This is a genomic window from Desulfosediminicola ganghwensis (assembly GCF_005116675.2).
Lineage (GTDB): Bacteria > Desulfobacterota > Desulfobulbia > Desulfobulbales > Desulfocapsaceae > Desulfopila > Desulfopila ganghwensis.
In genome coordinates this window covers 1,191,858-1,213,476 of sequence record NZ_CP050699.1, presented here as the reverse complement: position 1 = coordinate 1,213,476, position 21,619 = coordinate 1,191,858, and the positions used below count along the sequence as shown (strand labels likewise).

Genomic DNA, 21,619 nt, shown 5'->3' with positions numbered 1-21,619 from the left:
GCCCTAATCAATACTCATTCATTTCAATACTATTTGGAGGTTTTTAATCTTTTTACAAATGATGCCCAAACAATCTCATAATCTTTTTCGCGGTCACAACGGTCAAACGGGGCCTCGTAGACGATGGTGCGTTCTTTCGGGCCGCCGGGTTGGGTGTCGTCGATGATGGTGCGTTCAACGGTGCCGGATTGCATGTCTTTTATATCATTCCAGCCTATGGGTTCTGTTTTAGTTTTGTTGCGGGGGTAACCTACGCCGGGGAGGCCTTTGGAACAGGTGAAGACTATGCGGCCGTTGCGGTCGTACCAGGTGTCGGATTCGTATTGGCGCATTACCGGGAACTGGACGCGGTAGATGGTTTTGAGTTCGTCGAGGGTGAGGTCCAAAGCCATAGCGGTGAGGACATCGATCTCGACGAGGGCTTGGCGACGTGCGTAGTCCGTGCGCAAGGCGCAGTTGCGGTTCCAGGTAGGGGTGAGGTCGGTGAAAAAGGCGTTGGGGAGGCGAGGGTCGTTTTTAGCCCAACAGTCGGATTTGTATCCGGCCCTCCAAGAATTTTGCCAAAGCTCTTCGTAATGTGAATTCAAACAAGAAAGACCAAGCCCCCTTACCACTAAAGAGCTTGATGACTCTTGTAATAACGGCATCAGTCGCAAAGTTGATTCATAAAGATCACTGCGACCTGTAGTCTTGATAAAAAAGTCGAACACCAGTGAGTAGCACAAGACTGCATACTCAACCAGCACATTCTCATCCTTGAAAGTTAACGATATAACGGGGTGAATATGTGCTGTTTTTTTAGGAAATATAGATGAAATTAATGTGCGCTCGCCCGACTGACTAAGTTGCCTTCTGCAACAAAGCCGATAAAAATCAGTTACAGGGAGCTCTGATTTTTGAAATTTATGCGTCCGCCTTCGATACTCAGCTGCATCACAATCAGGCACATAATTGGTTCTTGGCAGATAATCATCGGGTAACGTTGTTAAATCTAAAATATCGTAATGAGAGTTCTGTGTGCATTCAGCCCTTGGCGTTTTATTGAACGGGTTCCCGACAAAAAAATGTGGCCCAGACAGAATCCACTGTGTGGCATCCTCCGGAAAGCTAGTATGTCGACTGATCGTACCGTCTTTTTGGGCATTCGTTTCATGCCACATTTCAGTTGAGTAATACCCCCCCTGCAGATCTCCTAATCTTTTTGGTTGAGCAGCAAACTTTCTCAAAACCTCAACAATCTGGTTTGAGTGCACGGCAGGAAGACGAGCCTGTAGAGCTTGTGTTCCCTCAGAGTCATAAAGTTTAGCAAAAAGTTCCAGCTCTTGTTCTGAGCAATGAATGATCCGCTCACGATGCCCTGCAATATTCCATTTATTTTCATTATCTTTTATGCCAGGAACCGGTGCTTGGCTTTGATAGTCAAAACAGGCGTCTACAGTTGAGGGAATATACAGATTGGCAAGATGAGCAAATGAGACATCAAGAGTAAGGTTGTCTTCATCTGCTGTGTTGGTAAAGATGTTCACGCTAAATTTCGCATGATGGTCCACCTCTGCAAAAAGACTTAGTTCATTCTGGAACTGAAAGTGATACCGAAGTCTCTGGTATACCTCCTGTCGAAAACTTCCTCCTTTCGGATCATCATAAATCCCTTCTGGATGAAGAAATCCAGCCACACCTCTTCCTGCGCCAATTGCCCATGCCTGTGGTAGAAAACATTTATACAAATTGGTCTGCATTCGTTTCAATTGTGGATAGTTCTGAAAACCATTCAGAAAATTCTGGGTAGCCGATGACTCTTCATAGCCAGCAAGATATCCACTGAGCAAACCATATTTCCCTATAACCTCCTGCCGCTTTTCCGCCATTTTCGAGGCAGACAGTTTCCGCAATACTGAAAGCGGATCCTTGTCACCCATCACCCCACCTTCATTCCACTCCACCTTTAACCACGGTGGATTCCCCAGAATAAGATCAAAGCCACCCCGATCAGCAAACATCGAAGCAAAATGCAGCTCCCAATGATGAAACCGATATCGCCCAGCCAGCTCCTGCACCAATCCCAGCCTGTCATTCTCCCGGCACAGCTTATCCACATTCACATAACCCAGCTCGTCCACCAGATTAATAGACATCTGTTTCGGTCTGGTATCCGGATAAAGCCGCATCTGCCCACCAGCATCGGTCTGCTCAGCCTCAAATAGATTCCCTTCAAGCAGTAGGCTCATATCAAACATAAACTCGGCACGGCTCGGCAACAGATCCGCCTTTTCGATAGGCCAAAACCACAGCGCACACCAATAATCCATCACCAGTTTCAACCGACGATAGGGGCTGGAGTTGCGTACATCTTTGGCAAGCACCTCCTGATTATAAATCCGGTCCTTTGCTTCGGTGGTGGTTAATCGCAGCTCAGAATCGATCTCATTCTGGCCATAGACTTTAAGCGGATCGGTGGTGCGGCGGCAGATATCCCGCTGCATCTGTACATGGCGTTTATAGAGCTTATCTACTTCTGCCGAGAGTTTTTCCAGCTGGTCGATTTCATACTGCTGGAACGGCTCGGTAAACTCCTTGCGCCATTCATTGATTGCTTTTATCTGCTCTCCTGCCAGCTGTTTGACCACCTTATCGGTATAGTTGGCCATGGATTTATCCGGCAGCAGGAAATGGTAGACTGTGTCAGGCTGGCGTTCCTCACCCGGCATTACCCGCTCGGGGACTTCATCGACCCAGAGATTGTCGCCACGCTGTCGTTTTTTCAGCAGGTTTGAGCTATAGACCTGCCGTCGCGCGCCCACCAGAGAATTACCACAGACCAGCTGGGTACCAAACCAGGGCACATAAGCCCCTTTGTAAATAGTATTGAGCCAAAGGGAGACTTCCGCCAGCTCCACCGCCACAGGGTTCAGATCAACGCCATAGACATTATTGTCGGCGATATACATCTTCACCTTCTGAAGTTCCTGCGGGTACTCCTCATGGGGGATGGTGGTGCCGAGTTCTTTTTGCTTAAGATCGAGATAGGCGCGGGAAAGCTGGTTGACCGTCTCGTTTAAAAACGCCGCACTGCCCATGGCGGGCTCGCAGACGGTGATCTGTAAGATACCGTCTGCGGTTTTATCTTTGAGCAGCTCCTTTAAGGCATATTTCACCAGACATTGGGTGAGCACCTCTGGGGTGTAGTAGGAAGCGGATTTTTCCCGGTCTCGCCCGGCAAGTCGGTAGATGAAGGTGCCTTTGGAGTAGACCATCAGGCTACCGTCCTTATTGAAGACCCGCTCATCCTCCGTGTATTGCTCCAAATCCTCCGCCTGTACGAAATAGGCGGTGGCAAGTACATCGTGAGTATCACCCGCCTTTTTCACCTCATAGAGATCGGTCTCGGCAAAGAACCCCTGATAGGAGAGCAGCGCTTCATAGACTGCACCCAGCTGGTTGATGCCAAGCTGGGAATAGGAAATGCGGCCGCGTCTATTTTTTTTGCCTTTCTTGGGACGGGAGAGCGACATCAGCTCGATGATTCTCTGCCAAACATGGTTGCGGAATTTGACCTTATTCAGGATCTTCGTCTGGGCCGGATCGAAAAGATGCGATCTGAGTGGGGCCATCCGAAAGGTATGGTGGATGGAATCAGCATACATATCAAGCTGCTTGGGCTGAAAGCCATCGTAGAGCAGCTTGAAGAGTGTTGCGATCGACTCATAAAGGTAATAGCCGTTACGTGATTCCTCGGTAGTAAGCGGTACCATCTCGAGATCGCGCAGCGACTCGAGGCTGTAGCCTTTACGGTATTCCTCCGACTCTGTCGGCAGATAGCCAAGCTCAGGCCGTGCCTCGATATAAAAGAGAAAAAGCATGCGGTACATATAGCGCAGACATTCACGGCTGAGCTGGTTGGCACGATCGAGCCCGAAAACTTTTTCCTTTCTTGTTTCTTTTAAGTACCAGAGCGCTTCATTGCCCAGCAACTCGATAGCCTCACGCAGCGAATATTTCAGATCTTCAGAAACTGCGAAGGCATGCTTATGGGAGTTTTCATCAAGGGTGTCGAGCAGCGGCGTACCGTCCTGCGGGCAAATTGACTCACGATGCAGCAGGGCAGCCATTGCCTGAAGGGTGGAGGGTTCCTTGCGATCAAGAATTTCGCGGAAGTCAAAACGCAGGATGCGCTTCTCATGCCATTTGGTTCGATCCAGCAGCAGGAGCTGGCTAGAGCTTATCAGAATCACCCAGCGAGGCGGTTCGCTTCGACTGAAGATTACTTTGGTAATCACTTCTTCAAGAAGGTCTTCGATCCGATCTTTGTCTTCTGTTGTGGCCGGATACTGCTCAGGGAAAAAAGAAAGCTCAAACGGGTCAAGTTCTTCACCGTGAATATCCACAGCCTCGACAATCCATAGCTCGGGAGAACCATCCGCTCTTTTTACCCCGCCTATCAACGGCAGAATGGCACCGTTTTCGGTATCGGCAAACTGCGGCTCAAACCGATAGCCCAAAGCATCCAGCAAAGCTGCTATAAACTCGCGCTGCACGGTAAGCCTGTCTGCGGTTCTTTTTACCTTCGCCAGGCTGGCGCGCATGGAAAAATAGGGCTGACGAAGAGACTGCAGCTGTTTGTAGGGCTGCTTAATCGCTTCTTCCTCTTCTCTTTGCTTCCACCCTGCAAAGACCGATTTCAGGTCATTCTCTAAAATTGCCGAGAGATAGTGATGGGTATAGAACTCGTTTTCGTTGCTGATACCAGTAATATCGATAGTCATCAGGAATCTCCCTTCAGTACGGCAATAACCTGGATAAACGGGTTATCCTCAGTGGTCATGCTGTCTTCCACCCAGCGCATAAATTCGTCGAACTTGCGATCGATCTCGCGTTTTTTCTCTTCTTTTTTGCTGAGCTGACGTTTTTCTTCGAAAAAGAGGTCCAGCTGGCGGTATTGTTTGCCTTTCAGCTTCTCCAGTGCGTCGAGGTGTGTTTGCAGTTTAGTATTGATATCTTCCTCAAAGCTTGCCCGTTCAGTGGTCATAAAGGCTTTTGTCTGTTTGACAGCTTCAGGAAGCAACCTTTTGAGATTATCGAGATCCACCTCCTGATCCGGATTGGGAAATTCTCTGGTGCCAAAACCCGTGCGGGCCAGAAGCGGTGCAAGCCGCTCAATCTCTTGAAAAATACCCTGATTAAAGTTCACCCCCAGCCAGTAATGCAGCAGCGGTTGTCCCTTACGGTTGGGGATCAGTGCTGAGAGCAGTACCACGACCTCTCCGGCAGCCAGCCTACCTGGAAGAGTCAGTACGGGAGCTTCATGCCTGCCGAATCCTGCCACGACCTTGTCGTTAATCCACTCGACCAGCGGATTCTGCTCCCAGAGATAGTGGACATTCGGCCAGGCGTTTTCGTCTTTTCGGCTGCGCTTGATTTCGTTTTGAATTGTGTTTGTTTGTGCAGAAAGAATAAAATTATCTTTCTCAGGCCATACCTCGCGCGGCAGAACATATTTGAGTCTGCGTTTCAGATCCTCCCCGGCAAAAAGTTCGATTTCCTGATTGTCGTCATCAAAGCTGATTTGCAGCTTATCTTTCTCCCGCAGGTAGTTAACTGCGCTTTTCAGGTAGTGGTAATCGTTCTGGTAAAGACTCGACATAGAACGAATTGCATCCACCGCGCTGTCGTTCTGTTCATCCTGTTTATCTGCATCTTCAAAAAATAACGAGAGCGGATCATCAGCTTCCAGCTCCTGTCCGAACTCGTTTTCACTCAGGCCTCGCTCCATGGCATCTGCGGTGATCTTCTCTTCTGCATCGATATCATAGACCCCCATCAAGGCGGAAGGATCACCGATATTTTTCACCGCTTCCTCATCCTTGGTGATAAGAAGCTCAAGTATACGCATATCGCCCTTGATCTTCGGGTTTTCACTCTGGTTGACGAGGTAGAGAATCTGGGGAGCCTTTTCCTGGCCATAACGGTCCACACGGCCGTTACGCTGCTGGAACACCATGAGCGACCAAGGGATATCGAAATGGATGAGCCTGTGGCTGAGATAATGCAGGTTGATACCTTCGGAGGCAACATCGGACGCGATCAGCAACCGGACTTTTGCCTCTTCCTTGCCGAAATCCTCCACGATGCGCTGTTGTTCGATGTCGGCCATTGAGCCGTGGAGAATCTCGACCTGATCTTCTTTTAGCCCCAATTCCCCCGTAAGGTTTGCCTCGAGAAAACGAAGAGTCTCAATTCGCTCTGTGAAAATAACCAGGCGATCATCTTTCTTTTTGCCGCTCCAGCCAAAGCCTTTTTTCTTGTCTTTGATGACGGCAACTAGCTTCTGGTATTTGGCAAACTGATCGGGAGTTATAGCCTCAACCTGTTCGGCAAGCTCGGTGAGGCTCTCAATATCCTTATATGCTTCTCTACCTGAATCGTTTTCAAGCCGCTTGAGCCTGTTATTGATGGTTTGCAGGCAAGCTGCAGGAGACGAGAGCAGCGCTTTTTCAAGAGTGGTCTTAAAAAGTTGCCCAGCCCCTTTGCGCTGATCGAGTCTTGCGAACTTGAGCCGGGCAAACACATCAAATGCCTGCTCTTCAAGAGGTGAGGCCTGGCAGTAGGCTTTGCTGATCTCACGGGGCTTGAAGGCGTTTTGTACCTGGTCCTGAATGTCCTTTTTAAAGCGCCGGATATAGAGCCCTTTAATGTCTTCAGGCCCGTAATCTTCCGGGTTGGCAATTGCGGTGGGGTCAAGCATGTTCATGAGGCTGGCGAAGCTTCTCGCCTTGCCGTCATGGGGGGTTGCCGAGAGCATGATAAGGGTGTCAGACCTGTCGGCAAGCAAATTGGCCAACTTGGCCCTTTGCGACTTGCCGTTGCCACGCTCAGCAACATTGTGTGCTTCGTCGATTACAATGATATCCCAGTAGGCATTTTCGAGGTGAGTTCTGTACTCGGTATCCTGTTTCAGGGTATCAATAGAGACAATGGCTTTGTCGTAATAGTAGAAAGGGTTGTGGTTGGTCGGGATTCTATTGCGTACCCGATTAATACCGACAGAGTCGAGACGCACCAGTGGGATGGTAAAGCGACTCCACATCTCCTTCTGGAACTGGGTGAGCATGGACTTTACCACCAGCACCAGGATACGCTTGCCGCGTCCGCGCCGAATCAGCTCGCTCATCAAAATCCCGCTGGCCAGCGTCTTACCAAGACCAACAGCATCTGCGATAAGAATACGTTGCCGTGGTTGCTTTAACGCCTGTATTGCAGGGTCGAGCTGATACGGAACAAGATCCATAGCCGCTTTATGCCCTGCATAAAGACTGGCATCGGTAGGTGCCTTACGGCGCAACAAGCTTTCCATATAGAGCATTGAAGCCTGGTAGGCACTGGAGGTGTCTTGCACCAATTTGGTATCGACAGGATCAAGGATTTCGATATCTGTATCAATACGGCTCAAAAAAATAGCTTCCTTATCCTTTACAAGCTCGGATATACCCACCACAGTAATCGCCTGACCACCCGTCGAGGTACGGTCGACTTTTCTTACCAGCCATTCGGCATCTCTTATAACCACCCGCGCTCCGGGTGCATAATGTACTTGATTTTCCATATATTCAGGCAGCCTGCCGTTGACGTTTGCGCTCTAATTACCCCATCTAACAATACATTTTGCGTGGGATTATCCTACTACTCCCACCGCCGCAGTCAATTGAATTGTACTGTAACTTCAGAGAACTATATCGCTGTGCCTAACACGAAAATACTACACAAATGCAGTCGTGACGATTAAGATATTGCTTTCTATATTTATTTAACTGCTTGCACAATATCCCCCCTATGAGTCCGTCAGACTTTTGGGATTCATGTGCTGTAGTGTTAAATATAGCTTGAACCTGATATTGATAAGGGCTCAGGTCATGACCAAGAAGCGTCATCGCCCGGAAGACATCATTGCCAAGTTAATGGATGTGAAGAGGTAATCAACTAAGGTCTCCCTATGACCAAGACAATCAGGCAATTGGCCACCAGGGATGTCATCTATTATCGTTCACGCAACGATTATTGAGTAATCAAGTAATAAATGAGTGATAAGGGCGCGAACTTTACGGTCGCCAAGCGTGCTAACAACACATCAAATAATCAGCACATTCAAAATCATAAGGGAACGAATATATGTCCAAACAAATCGCTGTAGTAGATATAGAAACCACAGGATTTTTGAATGACGGTGGAACTATCTGCGAAGTTGGGATTGTTGAGTTGGATCTCAACACTGGAGGAAGGCGAGTAGTTTTTGACAGTTTGTGTGTAGAAGAGCCTTTTCGATCAAATCCCTTCAATGCATGGATTTTTCAAAACAGCGACATGCGCATTGACGATGTATTAAATGCTCCATTACTCCAAGACCTATTAGAAGTTATCCAAAATACTCTTAATAGTTATCCGTTAGGAGTCACCGCATATAACAAAAATTTTGATTTTGATTTTTTGTCTTCAAGGAGCATATCCATTCCGAAAGAGTTGGAATGCCCTATGAAACTAGCGACACCTATCTGCGGATTACCCTCACGCCACCCTAGTCATGGGAAATACAAGTGGCCAAAATTTGAAGAAGCATGGGCGCATTTTTTTCCAGGAGAACCATATGTCGAAGCTCACCGTGGTGCTGATGATGCCATGCATGAGGCTCGCTTAGTGCACAAACTTTACCAGATGGGAGATTTTGTTTTGTAACTGAACATTTAAAGTGCTTAATGGTGACCGGTGTAAATCAATCTGATACAAAACAATGATAGAAGACGCACTCTAGCTAGCCTGCAGCGTCTTCAAAAGATGTAGGTTAGCATTGAAGGTGTTGGCAATCGCTTGTCGAAATTAGCAGAACGTTTTTCAGCAAAGAACAGGTTAACTACCTCGGCCTATAAAAGTAAGGGAGGGGATATGGCCATAACGAACATGCAGCAGGCGATGGCCGCGATGGGGGCTCCATACGGCAAGACGATACCGCAACTGCGGAACCTGGCGCTTCGGCACTGGAAGGAATGGCGTCCGAAGGAGACAGCGGCACTGCAGGAGGCGGGGAGACTCAGGTACGACGCCCAAAAGGCGGCGGAAAGGGCGCATAGGGAGATTCAGCAGTTGCTGAGGGCAGGGTATCAGAACCACGAAGCTGAGGAGGTGGTACTGAGAGAGTACATCCTGCTAGAACCGGAGGAAGAGATGAACGACTGGTCGGAGCTGTAGTACCTGAACTGACCTCAACACCTCAGCAATGTCCGGATCACCGAAGACGTCCACCAGGGTTAAGGTGGCGAATCGGTCAAGTTCCGCTACAACATCGCGGCTATCTAGCCCCTGAAAGACATTGAGCAAAACAAGCGCAGGGCGCCCCACCGAAGAGCAAAAGCCCCTGGCTCGATACTTGTGGGACTGGGACGATATTCTCAACACCTTCAGAAAGGCGTTACACCGGCGAGGGAGTTGTCAATTGCCAGAGACTCCACCAAGGCCCCCCACTACACCAGCCACATCCGGTCAGGCTCCGTAAAGAACCCAAAAAGATTCTCTGATCCAGGAAGGGGTGGTGAAAAAACATTTTCAAAATTTGGAGACTTACAGAGGAAAAGAACATCACTTTCAGTGAAGGCGCCCCCGGCAGCGAGTAGAAGTGCCAAGACCAGCTACAAAATTGACGTAAGCATTACAAACCGCTTCTCAGCAATCACAAAACTTGTAGCTAAGGGATTTTTTTACCAAGGGATAACCAATGCCCGTCCCCTCCTCGATCAGTTGAATCATGAAACTCCGGTTTTTCTTTTACGAGAGCCTCAACACTGTTGGAAATATGGTTCGAAACCTATAGCGCGTGAAGAATACACAAGAAATGAACATTGGGCTTCAGCCAATTAGCTGAAGCCCAATGTTTTATATGCTAGATTCCAGAGGATTTGAACTTTTCGTTTAAGACCTGGAAGTCACTTTAAATAGACCACCATTTGTTTGCAAAAAGTCTGCAAAAACGAAAAAAGCACTTACAGCATATTGCCGTAAGTGCTTGAAATCGATGGTCGGGGCGGTAGGATTCGAACCTACGGCCTCCTGCTCCCAAGGCAGGCGCGCTAACCAGGCTGCGCTACGCCCCGACTCTATCAAAAAAACAGCCCGATCTCAAACAATCAACCGGGCTAGGTATTTGTTGGCTCCCCGGGACGGACTCGAACCGCCGACAGGGTGGTTAACAGCCACCTGCTCTACCAACTGAGCTACCGAGGATTAAACTATCCGCCAGCGACAATTCGTTTTGCCCGTCGCAACCGGATGAGGCGAGAATATAGACGAATGGGGGGGTAGTGTCAACGACTTTTTCACCCTTTTTTTCTACTTTCTCGCCAAATCAGCAAAACTCACGGAATTTCAACGACCGACCTTCAAACTCTTTTGCGTTTTTCCTGCTGACGCCCTTTTCTGCTGCGGTCACCGTCAGCATAAACCTTCAATCCGAACCACTGTATCTTCATAGATCGTGCACTAAATATTGTAGCACAGATCAGGCCAAAGTATAGGGCCGAACACCTGAATTCACAAAGCCTCCAGCAATTCCAAGAAGATAGTTTCACTCTGGCTGCGGCTGATCGCCAAACATGCCCTTGAGGAGCTTCATGGCCTCATCCATAGACGGTTGTTCGTCCTCGGCCACATGGTGCATACGACCACCGGCGTGCTGTGTCGGACCAGACTGCATCATTCTCATCTGTGGTGAAGATGAACCGTATGGATCTTTCAACCAGGCGATGGTCTGCTGGGCCATATGTCTCGCCATCATTTCCGATTCTTTATCGTAGATGGCCTCAATCCCGGCCGGATGTTTAAAATATTTGCCATCCACCCTTCCCTTGTCAAGCGAGGTTGCCACCATGTCCATCTTCATGCCCATCAGGTCTGACTCGGTCTTGAGAGGCAATGACGAGCCGCGTATGGAGTATACCGTGACCCCCATGGCGCTTGATTTGTCACAATCATAGCCGAGAATACGCGCCGCGAACTGCTCGACACTGCCGCCCAGACCATTGACGACGCTCATGCCAAACCGCTCTGAGTTCTGCTGCACCGTGTTTTGTTCTGCTCCGCTCAGCTTCTCGTACTCCTCCACCATGAGCCTGATGGGGTTGACACTCTTCACCCCGCTCTCTTCATTCAGATCGTAACTGTAAACCCACTCCGGGTCTGTGATTTCAAGGGTCTTGTTCTCGACCTTCATCCCCATCATACTGGTTATGGTTTGGCGATACGTAGCCGTCTGTTCACCGTAGCCGCGAACGTACAGAATCTCGGTGCCCTCTTCCATTCCCGATATTGCGTACTGAATTTTACCGCTTTCAAACGGCAGGTTCTGGAGAAAAGGGTTCTTGTCTTTAGCGTCTGCAGTCACAGCCAGAGCCAATAATGAAATACATACAACCAGGTGTCTGAGTTTCACATGCGCCTCCTGTTGTGCGTCTGAATTCGTTATCACAAGTAATTTTAACGGATGAATGGCCTGAACCGGACAATGTCATAACAAACTATAACCGTATCACACGCTCTATTTTCTCTCTACCCTGCAACTCCAATTCTCTATTATATGGAGTCTTCCGTACATTTCGCCCCTCAGCCGACAACGTTTTTGAAAACATGAGCCGCTTTTACGATCTGCGCATCACTCATATAAAAATGAGGTGCCAGGCGCAGAACGCCTGTAGGCCCGGTGAACGTCACCCCCTCGCTCTGCAACTTGGCCATGACGGCCTGCGGGTCTGCTGCAACCTGGATCGGCACGATACCCGATCGATGCTTTTGAGTCGGCATCAGCACTTTCGCTTCCCTCCCGGTAACGCCCAGAGACAACAACTCTGCCACAAAAAGGTCCTGCAGGCGAAACACCTCGTCACGCACCTGCTCCATGGAGTTTCTGGCAAAAACATTCTCCATTACTTCCGCCAGCGCCGCCATATGATCAAAGGGCGAGGCTGAGAATTCGAACATCCTGCCATCCTTGTGAGGTTGCCAACTCAGATCAAGATAATCGAGCCCCTGCTCCATCATCGACGGACCACCCATGGTGATACGTAACTTGGCACGAAACTCTGGCGAGGTGTACATCAGGCCCGCGCCAAAAGGGCCCATCAGCCACTTCCAGCCCGAGGTGGCGATGGCAGCGATATTACATTCTTCGGGGTAGACCGGCAGACAGCCAAAACTCTGGGCGCAATCGACCACCAGATCGATATCCCGCTCCTTACAAAACGCTCCCAGCTCAACCAGGTCGGCAGCAAAACCACTGGCAAACTGTACATGGCTGATGGCAATAACCCTGGTTCTGCTGGTCACCAGTTTTTCGAGATCTCCCATTGACCAGCCGAGTAAAGTGCCGTTACCCCCGGTTTCCCCCACATCCGGCAACAACACCAGTTCCACACCCCGGCTCTGCTGGATCAGCCAGGGGTAATGGTTGCTCGGATATTCGTGGACGTAGCTGATAATCTGATCACCCGGCTCAAATGGGTAGCCGCCCGCAATCATGGATAAAGCTGTAGCAGTATTCTGGACAAAGGAGATATTCTCGCCGCCTGTTTTCATCATTGCCCCGGCGCTGTTGTGCAGCCTGGGAATATAATCGAGAAACTGGTGAAGCGCGGTTACGCCACCTGCTGCCATCTCCTTTGCATAACTCTGCATCACGTCCCGTGCTCCTGCAAAGAGCGGGGATATGGCACAGTGCCCCAGAAATACCTTGTCAGTATCACTTGAAAACAATTCGGTACATTTATCTATCATATGGTTCTGCCCTTCCCCTGATCTCATATTTGAAAAACTTTACCTAAAACCATGACTTTCTCCAGACTCTCTGCCGACACGTGCCACAGGATATCTTATCACAATTACTAGTCCCACATCCCTGCCCATTTTATAGAGCTTGTGGTCAGATATTATACAAGAAAACCACACAACCGATAAAGATCCACGCAAACCTTCTCTCGAGGAATGCAATCGTCTGGCTCTAAACGTTTTTTTATCCATTTCTTCCCAGTTGACATATACTGAAAATATACAGCTTGAATCAGGATCATCCGCAGGTGCTTTGCAGTCGACAAGAGCTATCTTCACGATCTGAACGCACAAGGAGCACGATGCAATGACACACACTGACCTCATATCTCCCCGGGAAGCCCCCACCCTCTATGATCTGTTCAAAGAGCGCGTGCAGCGCACTCCCCATGGTAAAGCCTACCGCTACTGCAACACAATCAGCGGTCAATGGCACACCCTGAAGTGGCAGGAAGCATACCAGCACGTAACGCAATGGCGCGCAGCCCTGGCCGGTGAACAGTTGGCACCCGGAGAGAGAATCGCGCTGATGCTGCCGAACTGCCCGGAGTGGGTCTATTTCGATATCGCAGCCCAGTCGCTGGGGTTGATCGTGGTTCCGCTCTATGTCAATGATCGACCCGAAAACATCGGCTATATCATGAAAGACACCGGGGCCAGGCTCTTTCTATGTCCGGGATCGACCTGCTGGGATCATCTCTCTCCGGTGTTCAACCAGATTGAGAGCCTGAAACGAATAATTACCATTGATTTCTGTCACCAGGTAAAAGACGACCCTCGTATAGCCTGCATTTCAGACTGGCTACCAGAGAAGGCGGAAGACATCCCCGAGTTATCGGTATCCCCGGAAGACACAGCAACAATTGTCTACACCTCAGGCACCACCGGCCGGCCCAAGGGAGTTATGCTCAGCCATAACAATATCATCAATAACGCCTATACCGGCCTGCAGTGCATCGACTGCTATCCTTCCGACATCTTTCTCTCCTTTCTACCTCTCTCCCATATGCTGGAAAGATGCGCCGGCTATTATATGCCGATGATGTCTGGTTCCAGCGTGGCATTTGCCCGCTCTATCCCAGATCTTGCCGAAGATATACGCCACATAAAACCCACCGTGCTGGTATCCGTGCCCCGGATATTCGAAAAGATCTACAGCAAAATACAGCATGACTTGGAGGCAAAACCACCTGTAATCAGGAAGCTTTTTGAGACTGCGGTACGTCTCGGCTGGCATAAATTCGAAATCAGCCAGAACCGGGCCAAGTGGTGTCCGGGCCAGTTACTGCAACCGCTGACCGACCTATTGGTAGCAAAAAAGGTGCGCACCAGGCTCGGTGGCAGGCTCAGGGTCATCATAAGTGGCGGTGCGCCTCTTTCAGCCGATATCGCCAAGGTGTTTATCGGTCTCGGCCTGCCCATCTATCAAGGGTACGGCTTAACCGAAACCAGCCCGGTTATCAGCGTCAACACACCCGCCCATAACATTCCCGCCAGCGTCGGCCGCCCAATCCCCGGCTTCGAGGTGAAAATCGGAGAACACGATGAACTGCTGGCCCGCGGACCATCTGTTATGCTCGGTTACTGGAACAGACCGGAAGCTACCGCAGAGACTATTGACACTGAGGGCTGGATTCACACCGGTGACAAGGTGAAAATCATTGATGAACATATCTATATCACCGGGCGATTGAAGGATATCATCGTGCTCAGCAATGGCCTGAAGGTCTCACCCGGCGATGTCGAACAGGCAATCTCCCTTGATCCGCTTTTTGAACAGACAATGATTATCGGTGAAGGCAAACCCTATCTGGTGCTCCTGGCTGTCCTCGCCAGGGATCGGTGGGAAATACTCGCTAAAGAGATTGGAGTTGCCCACGACGCCTCGGCCTTGAATCAGGAGATTGTGCAGAAGGTTATCCTTTCGCGGGTTGAGAAATTGCTCCATGGACTGCCGGGCCCCACCTTTATCAAACATGCGGTTCTCTCGCTTGAGCCATGGACAGTGCAGAGCGGGCTGTTAACTCCCACCATGAAGTTGAAACGCAAAAGCATCATGAACCACCTGCAGGATGAAATCGATACGATCTACGGGGACTGAGGCCGACTGAGCTGATTTATAAAATCACTAATATTCCGGTGCACCAGATCCGCCCCTTCACCGTTGATGATAATATGGCGTTTCAGGTTAAAGACAGTGAACTGCTTATTTTCAACCCGCAACTTTTTATAGACGTTTCTGCCCGCCTTCTTGCTGACCACCGGGTCCTGCTCTGTATGAAGAACGAATGAAGGCACCCGCACCGCCCGCAGGATATCTTCCATCTTGACCAGGAACCTGCCCACTTCCCGTATTCCCGTAAAAGGGTTACGTCGGTACGCGATATGCGGATTATCGGCCACAAATTCAAAATAGGGATCGGTACTGGTGCCTCGGACCCTGGTGACCATTCTGTTCCATACGTCGATCGCGGGCATGAAATTGGTGGAATAATCACTGAGCTTCAAGGGTGGGCAGATTGCCACCACACCGGCTGCCGCCGGCGCCCTGCCTGCGACATCAAGGGCCAGCCCCGCACCAAGTGAGATGCCGCAAAAGACCACTTTTTCACAGATCGTGCTCATCAGTACATAGGCGTCCTCTACTGCCTCTGTCCACTCATCGCAGGAGCGTATCGCCAGATCACGGGACGAGGTTCCATGGCCGGGTAGCCGCACAACATATACCCACAGACCTTCTCGCCGGAGGTGATTGCCAAGACTTCGCATCTCTTCCGGTGACGACATATAGCTGTGAATCAACACTACTCCGAGCTTACGCCGCCAGCCGCGCCAACTTGGCAGCAGAAACGGCTTACCGAAACTCTTGCGCTCCAGGTCATCCCCGTACCCGTACGCATGGTAATCCTCCTCAAACCTCCGGCGATCACGGGCCAGGAGGTAGCGGGCGATGTTGAAGCGGAGCATCGATGCCGGCTGCAGAGCATGATAATTGAGAGGCCCGCTCAACCACTCAAGCGGCTCCAGTTCGTTGGCCATCACCTCTATGGGGTTGTCTATCCGGCCACGGTGAAAACTGATCGGGGTGGTTAGGCGGGTTCTGTCCTGGTACAGCATATCCCCATCACGGACCAGAACCCCTTTATCTACGGCCAGCTTCAGAAAATTTTCGTAACTTGAGTACCTGTCATCAGTCAACAGGTGAGACTGGCTGCCCTGCAAAGTACTGTGCAGACATTTTTCGCAGTTCTTCATCTCACCTACCCGGTTGGCCATCAGGAAAACCCGCTGCCTCAGCTCAAGTTCCGTAATTTTTGCCTGGGGATAACGCCTCAGGACTGAAGCGAAAAGATGCTCGTGATTCACCGTCGTCAGTGAATAAATATCCCCCATATATCGCTGCATGATCTTTTCTGAAAGTTCACGCATTCGACTCTTCAGCTCAGGTGAAAGCAGGAACCCGTCGATTTTTTCTTTTGCGAGCTCGCGTTTGATCCTGCCATTACCAAGATATTCAGAAATAGCGATCGCCTTGCCGAAGCGCACATCGATATCCACACCGGACAGCAGCATAGTGCCTTCGGTCATGATCTCTTCTACCGTCCGTTCCGAAATATCACGCACCATCTTGGAGGCCAGACTTGAGAGAAGGTTCTCCCTGGCCCGTATCGGGTAATAGGTGACATTCACCGGTACAATATGGGTGGTTGCCTTACGTACCTGATGAATCGACTCAAGGTTGAAAAAATTCAGCAACTCCATTGAGTCATCTTCTTTATCCTCTGCTTTCTGCCAGAGAAACTGCCGGAACAGTTCACTGCGAAGAGCCAGGGCGGCAGCTCCGGTATGCGGCTTACGCACTCCTGTGGCCGAGGTGAGCATGTACTTGCCGCCGTGGGTTATCTGCTTGGTCTTGAGCATGCTGCCTTCGGGGAAAATTATCCAATGTGCTTCTCCGGTAAGGAGGCTGCGAACGATCAACTCGTCGCGCTTGGGATCGTCGGTGGAAACGGCGCCCACCATATCAAGGAAGGTGCGAAGGCCACCTTGAAACAAACCGGAGTGAGCGAGAGACCATACAGGAAGATTGGTGAGCTTATAAATATGATATGGGAGCAGAACGGTCTCAAGCCGGGTGAAATGATTAATCACGAAGATAGTCGGCGCATCGGGAATATGCTCGATATCGTGCAGGGCAACATCAGCCTTGGTCAGGTTGGAGAGTGCTTTAATGGCAAGGCCAGTGGTCAGATACGCGGATCGATTCATACACGAAGCCCCCGCACACTTAAGCCTACAGATATATAAACAATCCACCGGAAAAATTGTGTCATCACATAACTATATGTCATCTTATTTCTACTGGTCAAGCAGGGTGGCTAAATGGTGGGGTGGTCTTTTGAAATATTTTGTCGACTGGGGAGCCGCCGACTTGCACCACGGGCGAATACCAGGGAAAATGAGGGAAGCAGCGCCGCCAATTGCAGGGCCGGAACAGAACGTTACAGCCCCGGGCCGACCTGTCTTTAACCATGTATTTTTCTATATTTACGAGTATACTCATGGTATTGAACCCAGACGTCCACAGGACGTCGCTCACTGCACTTTCAGCTCACGAGGTGATCAATGGCACTTACTCTCTTCTACAACACCCCCGATTTCAGCCAATCGCATTTCATGGATGCACCTGCAGCCCAGATGCGACCAGCACCCGCAAGCGGCATCGCTCCAGCCAACTACCATGCCACATCCAATTTTCCGGAATATATCAAAATTGAGAGCGGTGAGTGGAAACTTGCTCCTGAAGGGCGGATGGATGCGGTACTGGTCTTCAAAGATGGGGAGTTCGAGGTAGTTGAGGCAAGACGCCTGCAGCATGGAGATATGGTTGTCACAGGCAGAACCGAAAATGGCGAAGAAGGCATCTATGTCCACGACAAGTGCTTCAGCGAGAAAAAAGAGAGCGAAGACAAGTTCACATTCAGATCGCGCGGCACCAGAGAGACCCCATTTTCCCACTCTTACGACAGCCTCTACGAGATATTGAAACATGACCGGGACCATGGCCATATCGTCTGGGTGCTGGGACCGGCTGTCGCCTTCGACAAGGACAGCCGCGACGCCATGCAGGGGCTGATTGAAAACGGTTTCTGCCACGCTCTGTTGGCCGGAAATGCACTTGCCACCCACGACATTGAGGCAGCGCATTTCGGCACCGGTCTCGGCCAGAATATCTACAGCCAGGCGCTGCAACCCCTCGGGCATTACAACCATCTCGATATTCTCAATGATGTTCGCAAGGCCGGGTCCATCAAACAGGCGCTGGAAGATATGGAGATCAAGGATGGTATCATGTACGCATGTGAAAAACAGAACGTACCATACATCCTGGCCGGCTCCATCAGGGATGACGGCCCCATGCCCGAGGTAATCGGCAACGTCTACGACGCCCAGGATAGTATGCGCAAGCACGCCCGCCGCGCCACCACGGTAATCACCATGGCCACCCAGCTGCACTCCATCGCGTTCGGCAATATGACCCCGAGTTACAAGATTCAGGACGATGGCACCATCCGCCCGGTCTACTTTTATATTGTCGACATGTCAGAGTTCAGCGCCGACAAGCTTGCCAACCGCGGTTCTGCCCAGGCCAAGGCAATCTTGACCAATGTACAGGATTTCATTGTCAATCTCTGGAACCATCTTCAGGAATGTTAGTGACAGGAAACCCCAATGAGCCACAGCCAGGGCGATCTGATGGCTATCAGAATTGCAATGAAAAGATCCTTATCTGACTTTGACAGTTAGAAGAAAGAGGAACGAACAGAAAGAAAAAAAAACATCTCCTGTGGGGTGAACCGGATGAAAGGCAGAAAGGTTCGTATTATCGGCGTGCCAATGGATCTGGGCCAACGCCAGCGTGGAGTCGATATGGGGCCGAGCGCCATCCGCTATGCGGGGCTGACTCACACCTTGCAGGAACTTGGCCACAGCATAACCGACAGCGGCGACATCGTCATTCCAGGCCACTACAGCCTTAAAACAACCGGGCTGCAGGATCGCATTGAACCGATTCGGATAGCCTGCGAATCAGCCTATAAGCTTGGCAGAGAGGCGGTGCAAAATGGCGAGATCCCAATTTTTCTGGGTGGTGATCATTCTGCCTCCATAGGCACCATAGGCGGTATAACGCATAACGAGGCTGTGGGCATAATCTGGATTGATGCCCACGGTGATTTCCATACACCAGACACCTCTGAAAGCAAGAATGTGCATGGAATGTCTTTAGCTGTGCTCCTTGGTCAAGGCCCGGAACAACTCGTCAACCTGGGACGGCCCGGTGCCAAAATTGCCCCTGAGCATGTGGTGATTATCGGTGTTCGCGATCTCGATCCGCCGGAAAAGAGGCTGATGAAAAAATCGGGTTGCACCATTTTCACCATGCGCGATATTGATGAGCTCGGCATGCACACTATCCTGCTCAAAGCGCTGGACACCCTCTCACATCTGCCAAAAATCCATGTCAGCTTCGACATGGACTCGATGGACCCCATCGAGGTGCCGGGGGTCGGCACTCCTTCCCTTGGCGGCCTTACCTACCGGGAAGGCCAGCTCATTATGGAGACTATCGCCGACTCAAATAAACTCATTTCCCTGGACATGATGGAGATTAACCCGATTCTCGATATCAGTAACCGCTCCGCCGAGATGGCAGTCTCACTGGTAGCTTCACTCTTTGGCAAATCAATTATCTAGCCGTCTGCCGGAAACAGAAAAGGCGTCTGCTCAACTGCAAGCAGACGCCTTTTCTGTTTTCTCTTTTAATCAGCTATCAAACGTTAAAACCGTAAAAAGCCGGAAAGACAACGATGGAGAGCAACACCATTACCTGAATAATGATAAAGGGTATCACTCCCCTGTAAATATCGGTGGTTCGCACCTCGGGGGGGCAGACCCCCTTCAGGTAAAAGAGTGAAAAACCAAAAGGCGGCGTTAGAAAAGAGGTTTGCAGATTCATGGCGATCAGGATAGCAAACCAGAGTGGATCGAGGCCGATCACAGCTGATATGGGCAACAGAATCGGCACCACGATATAACTGATCTCGATGAAGTCGATGAAAAAACCGAGCAACATAATCGCCAGCATCGACAGAATCAGGAAGGTCCATTTCTGGCCGGGAAGACTGGTCAGCGCATCTTCAACTATATAATCTGCTCCTGAATAGACAAAAACCATGGAAAAGGCTGTCGCGCCAATCAGGATAGCAAACACCATGGCCGTGATCTTGACTGTCTCAAGTGCCGATTGCTCGACAACTTTCAGGGAAAGTTTACGATACAGCGCCGCCAGCGTCATAGCACCTATACTACCCACTGCGGCGGACTCCGTCGGAGTGGCGATACCGGCAAAGATCGAACCGAGCACCATCACTATAAGAGTGAGGGGGGGAACTATGGCCTTCAGCGCCTTACCGATATTGGCCGATCTGGTTCCTTCCCGCGGTGGCAGTGGCGGAGCGACACTCTTGTCCAGAAAAGATATGCAGAGAATATAGATTATGTAACAACCCACCAGAATAAGGCCCGGCTTCACAGCTGCCTGAAACAGATCTCCCACAGGCTGCTGAAAGACGTCGCCAAGAATGATCAGTACAATCGAAGGCGGGATAATCTGCCCTAAGGTTCCTGAAGCACAGATAGTGCCGGTGGCAAGACGCTTGGAATAACCGTACTTGAGCATAACCGGCAGGGAAATAACGCCCATTGCCACGACGGAGGCGCCAACAACACCGGTGGAAGCTGCCAGGAGCGTTCCCACCAGTACGGTGCTCACCGCAACACCACCACGAATTTTACCAAACAGGGTACCCATCGCTTCCAGCAGACGTTCTGCAAGGTCCGACTTCTGCAGGATAATGCCCATGAAGATAAAGAGCGGCACCGCCATCAGGATGGTGTTGTTCATGATGGTATAAATACGAAAGGGCATCATGGAAAACATCTGCAGAAACTCTTCCGCCACATAGATCACGCTCAGATCAGGGACCAGTTCGACAATCGCTGCGAAAATACCGAAAAAAATCGCCACAGAACCGAAGGTAAACGCCACCGGATAGCCGACAACCAGCATCATCAATGCCGCTGCGAACATGACAATACCAACCATTACTTCACCTCCCCAGCTGAACCGGACGCATTCTCCCGAAATACCCGGTAGAGATTGATGTTTTTCACCAAATACCCCACCGAAGAAAAAATCAGATAGCCAAAGGCCATCGGGATCATTCCCTTGATAAGCCATCGATATTTCAACCCGCCCGGATCTTCGGAGATTTCGCCGATCTCCCAGGCATCACGGACGAAGCCGAATGAACCGAAAAAGATCAGCATAGCCAACGGCAAAAGCAGAAAAATGGTGCCATAGATATTGATCAAGGCCCTGGTGGTAGGTTTGAACCTGTCGTAAAGAAAATCCACCCGGACATGTTCCTCTTCCAACAGAGAAACAGAAACACCGAAAAGAATGACGATGGAGAAGAGATGCCACTCCATCTCCTGCATTCCCACAGAACTGTTGTGAAAAAAGTAACGCATGATGACATCGAAAAAGACGTTGACCGTCATCAGCACCAGAACAACCGCCAGTACCCGCCCGGCGACCCGGTTTATCCGCTTGTAAAATTGCTCGACCCTGACCAACATGATGAAGCTCCATTGAGATTGGCGTTTGCCGGTATCCTTTTCGCTCTCCGACATACAACAC

At 50.3% G+C, this 21,619-nt stretch carries 12 protein-coding genes and 2 tRNA genes; 5 read left to right on the top strand and 9 right to left on the bottom strand.

The window, feature by feature from the left end; translation table 11 throughout:
* Positions 1 to 29: 29 nt before the first annotated feature.
* A complete protein-coding gene (locus tag FCL45_RS05200; protein WP_136797073.1) occupies positions 30 to 4,763 on the bottom strand; it encodes a class I SAM-dependent DNA methyltransferase in 4,734 nt (1,577 codons plus the stop codon).
* Entirely contained in the window at positions 4,763 to 7,600 is a 2,838-nt protein-coding gene (locus tag FCL45_RS05195) for a DEAD/DEAH box helicase (protein ID WP_136797074.1), read from the bottom strand. The genes FCL45_RS05200 and FCL45_RS05195 overlap by 1 nt, the downstream gene beginning before the upstream one ends.
* Positions 7,601 to 8,163: 563 nt before the next feature.
* Between FCL45_RS05195 and FCL45_RS05190 the strand changes: the two genes are divergently transcribed.
* Together FCL45_RS05190 and FCL45_RS05185 are read left to right on the top strand one after the other, a co-directional pair.
* Positions 8,164 to 8,724 (top strand): 3'-5' exonuclease, encoded by a 561-nt coding sequence (locus tag FCL45_RS05190; RefSeq protein ID WP_136797075.1) that lies wholly within the window; start codon positions 8,164 to 8,166, stop codon positions 8,722 to 8,724.
* A 207-nt stretch (positions 8,725 to 8,931) separates the two neighbouring features.
* Positions 8,932 to 9,234, top strand: coding sequence for a hypothetical protein (locus FCL45_RS05185; protein ID WP_136797076.1), 303 nt, complete (start codon positions 8,932 to 8,934; stop codon positions 9,232 to 9,234).
* Positions 9,235 to 10,055: 821 nt separating this feature from the next.
* Here FCL45_RS05185 and FCL45_RS05180 read toward each other — a convergent pair.
* From FCL45_RS05180 to FCL45_RS05165, 4 genes are all read right to left on the bottom strand, one after another.
* A tRNA-Pro gene (locus FCL45_RS05180) sits at positions 10,056 to 10,133 on the bottom strand.
* Between the two features lie 54 nt (positions 10,134 to 10,187).
* A tRNA-Asn gene (locus FCL45_RS05175) sits at positions 10,188 to 10,263 on the bottom strand.
* A gap of 340 nt (positions 10,264 to 10,603) precedes the next feature.
* Positions 10,604 to 11,467, bottom strand: a complete 864-nt coding sequence (locus FCL45_RS05170) for a hypothetical protein (RefSeq protein ID WP_136797077.1) — start codon at positions 11,465 to 11,467, stop codon at positions 10,604 to 10,606.
* Between the two features lie 170 nt (positions 11,468 to 11,637).
* Positions 11,638 to 12,804: an aminotransferase class V-fold PLP-dependent enzyme gene (locus FCL45_RS05165; RefSeq protein ID WP_167495749.1), complete on the bottom strand. Its 1,167-nt coding sequence runs from the start codon at positions 12,802 to 12,804 to the stop codon at positions 11,638 to 11,640.
* Positions 12,805 to 13,162: 358 nt separating this feature from the next.
* On the opposite strand from FCL45_RS05165, the gene FCL45_RS05160 reads away from it, so the two are divergent.
* Complete coding sequence (locus tag FCL45_RS05160) at positions 13,163 to 14,956, top strand: AMP-dependent synthetase/ligase (RefSeq protein ID WP_136797079.1); 1,794 nt, start codon at positions 13,163 to 13,165, stop codon at positions 14,954 to 14,956.
* On the opposite strand, the gene FCL45_RS05155 is transcribed toward FCL45_RS05160, so the two are convergent.
* Positions 14,944 to 17,124 (bottom strand): alpha/beta fold hydrolase, encoded by a 2,181-nt coding sequence (locus FCL45_RS05155; RefSeq protein ID WP_136797080.1) that lies wholly within the window; start codon positions 17,122 to 17,124, stop codon positions 14,944 to 14,946. The genes FCL45_RS05160 and FCL45_RS05155 overlap by 13 nt on opposite strands.
* 357 nt (positions 17,125 to 17,481) lie before the next feature.
* On the opposite strand from FCL45_RS05155, the gene FCL45_RS05150 reads away from it, so the two are divergent.
* Together FCL45_RS05150 and rocF are read left to right on the top strand one after the other, a co-directional pair.
* Entirely contained in the window at positions 17,482 to 18,573 is a 1,092-nt protein-coding gene (locus FCL45_RS05150; protein WP_136797081.1) for a putative NPN-dependent ornithine cyclodeaminase, read from the top strand.
* A gap of 144 nt (positions 18,574 to 18,717) precedes the next feature.
* Complete coding sequence (gene rocF, locus FCL45_RS05145) at positions 18,718 to 19,611, top strand: arginase (RefSeq protein ID WP_136797082.1); 894 nt, start codon at positions 18,718 to 18,720, stop codon at positions 19,609 to 19,611.
* A gap of 76 nt (positions 19,612 to 19,687) precedes the next feature.
* On the opposite strand, the gene FCL45_RS05140 is transcribed toward rocF, so the two are convergent.
* Positions 19,688 to 21,022 (bottom strand): TRAP transporter large permease, encoded by a 1,335-nt coding sequence (locus FCL45_RS05140; protein WP_136797083.1) that lies wholly within the window; start codon positions 21,020 to 21,022, stop codon positions 19,688 to 19,690.
* Positions 21,022 to 21,612 carry a TRAP transporter small permease subunit gene (locus FCL45_RS05135; RefSeq protein ID WP_217907674.1) on the bottom strand — a complete coding sequence of 197 codons (591 nt, stop codon included), beginning with the start codon at positions 21,610 to 21,612 and terminating at the stop codon, positions 21,022 to 21,024. Before FCL45_RS05135 ends, FCL45_RS05140 begins: the two co-directional genes overlap by 1 nt.
* Positions 21,613 to 21,619 lie beyond the last annotated feature (7 nt).

Excerpts from the sequence above, each read along its gene's own strand:
- FCL45_RS05200 (WP_136797073.1), bottom strand. The coding sequence starts at position 4,763 with ATGACTATCGATATTACTGGTATCAGCAACGAAAACGAGTTCTATACC.
- FCL45_RS05190 (WP_136797075.1), top strand. The coding sequence starts at position 8,164 with ATGTCCAAACAAATCGCTGTAGTAGATATAGAAACCACAGGATTTTTG.
- FCL45_RS05155 (WP_136797080.1), bottom strand. The coding sequence starts at position 17,124 with ATGAATCGATCCGCGTATCTGACCACTGGCCTTGCCATTAAAGCACTC.
- rocF (WP_136797082.1), top strand. The coding sequence starts at position 18,718 with ATGAAAGGCAGAAAGGTTCGTATTATCGGCGTGCCAATGGATCTGGGC.
- FCL45_RS05150 (WP_136797081.1), top strand. The coding sequence starts at position 17,482 with ATGGCACTTACTCTCTTCTACAACACCCCCGATTTCAGCCAATCGCAT.
- FCL45_RS05165 (WP_167495749.1), bottom strand. The coding sequence starts at position 12,804 with ATGATAGATAAATGTACCGAATTGTTTTCAAGTGATACTGACAAGGTA.
- FCL45_RS05140 (WP_136797083.1), bottom strand. The coding sequence starts at position 21,022 with ATGGTTGGTATTGTCATGTTCGCAGCGGCATTGATGATGCTGGTTGTC.
- FCL45_RS05160 (WP_136797079.1), top strand. The coding sequence starts at position 13,163 with ATGACACACACTGACCTCATATCTCCCCGGGAAGCCCCCACCCTCTAT.
- FCL45_RS05185 (WP_136797076.1), top strand. The coding sequence starts at position 8,932 with ATGGCCATAACGAACATGCAGCAGGCGATGGCCGCGATGGGGGCTCCA.
- FCL45_RS05135 (WP_217907674.1), bottom strand. The coding sequence starts at position 21,612 with ATGTCGGAGAGCGAAAAGGATACCGGCAAACGCCAATCTCAATGGAGC.
- FCL45_RS05195 (WP_136797074.1), bottom strand. The coding sequence starts at position 7,600 with ATGGAAAATCAAGTACATTATGCACCCGGAGCGCGGGTGGTTATAAGA.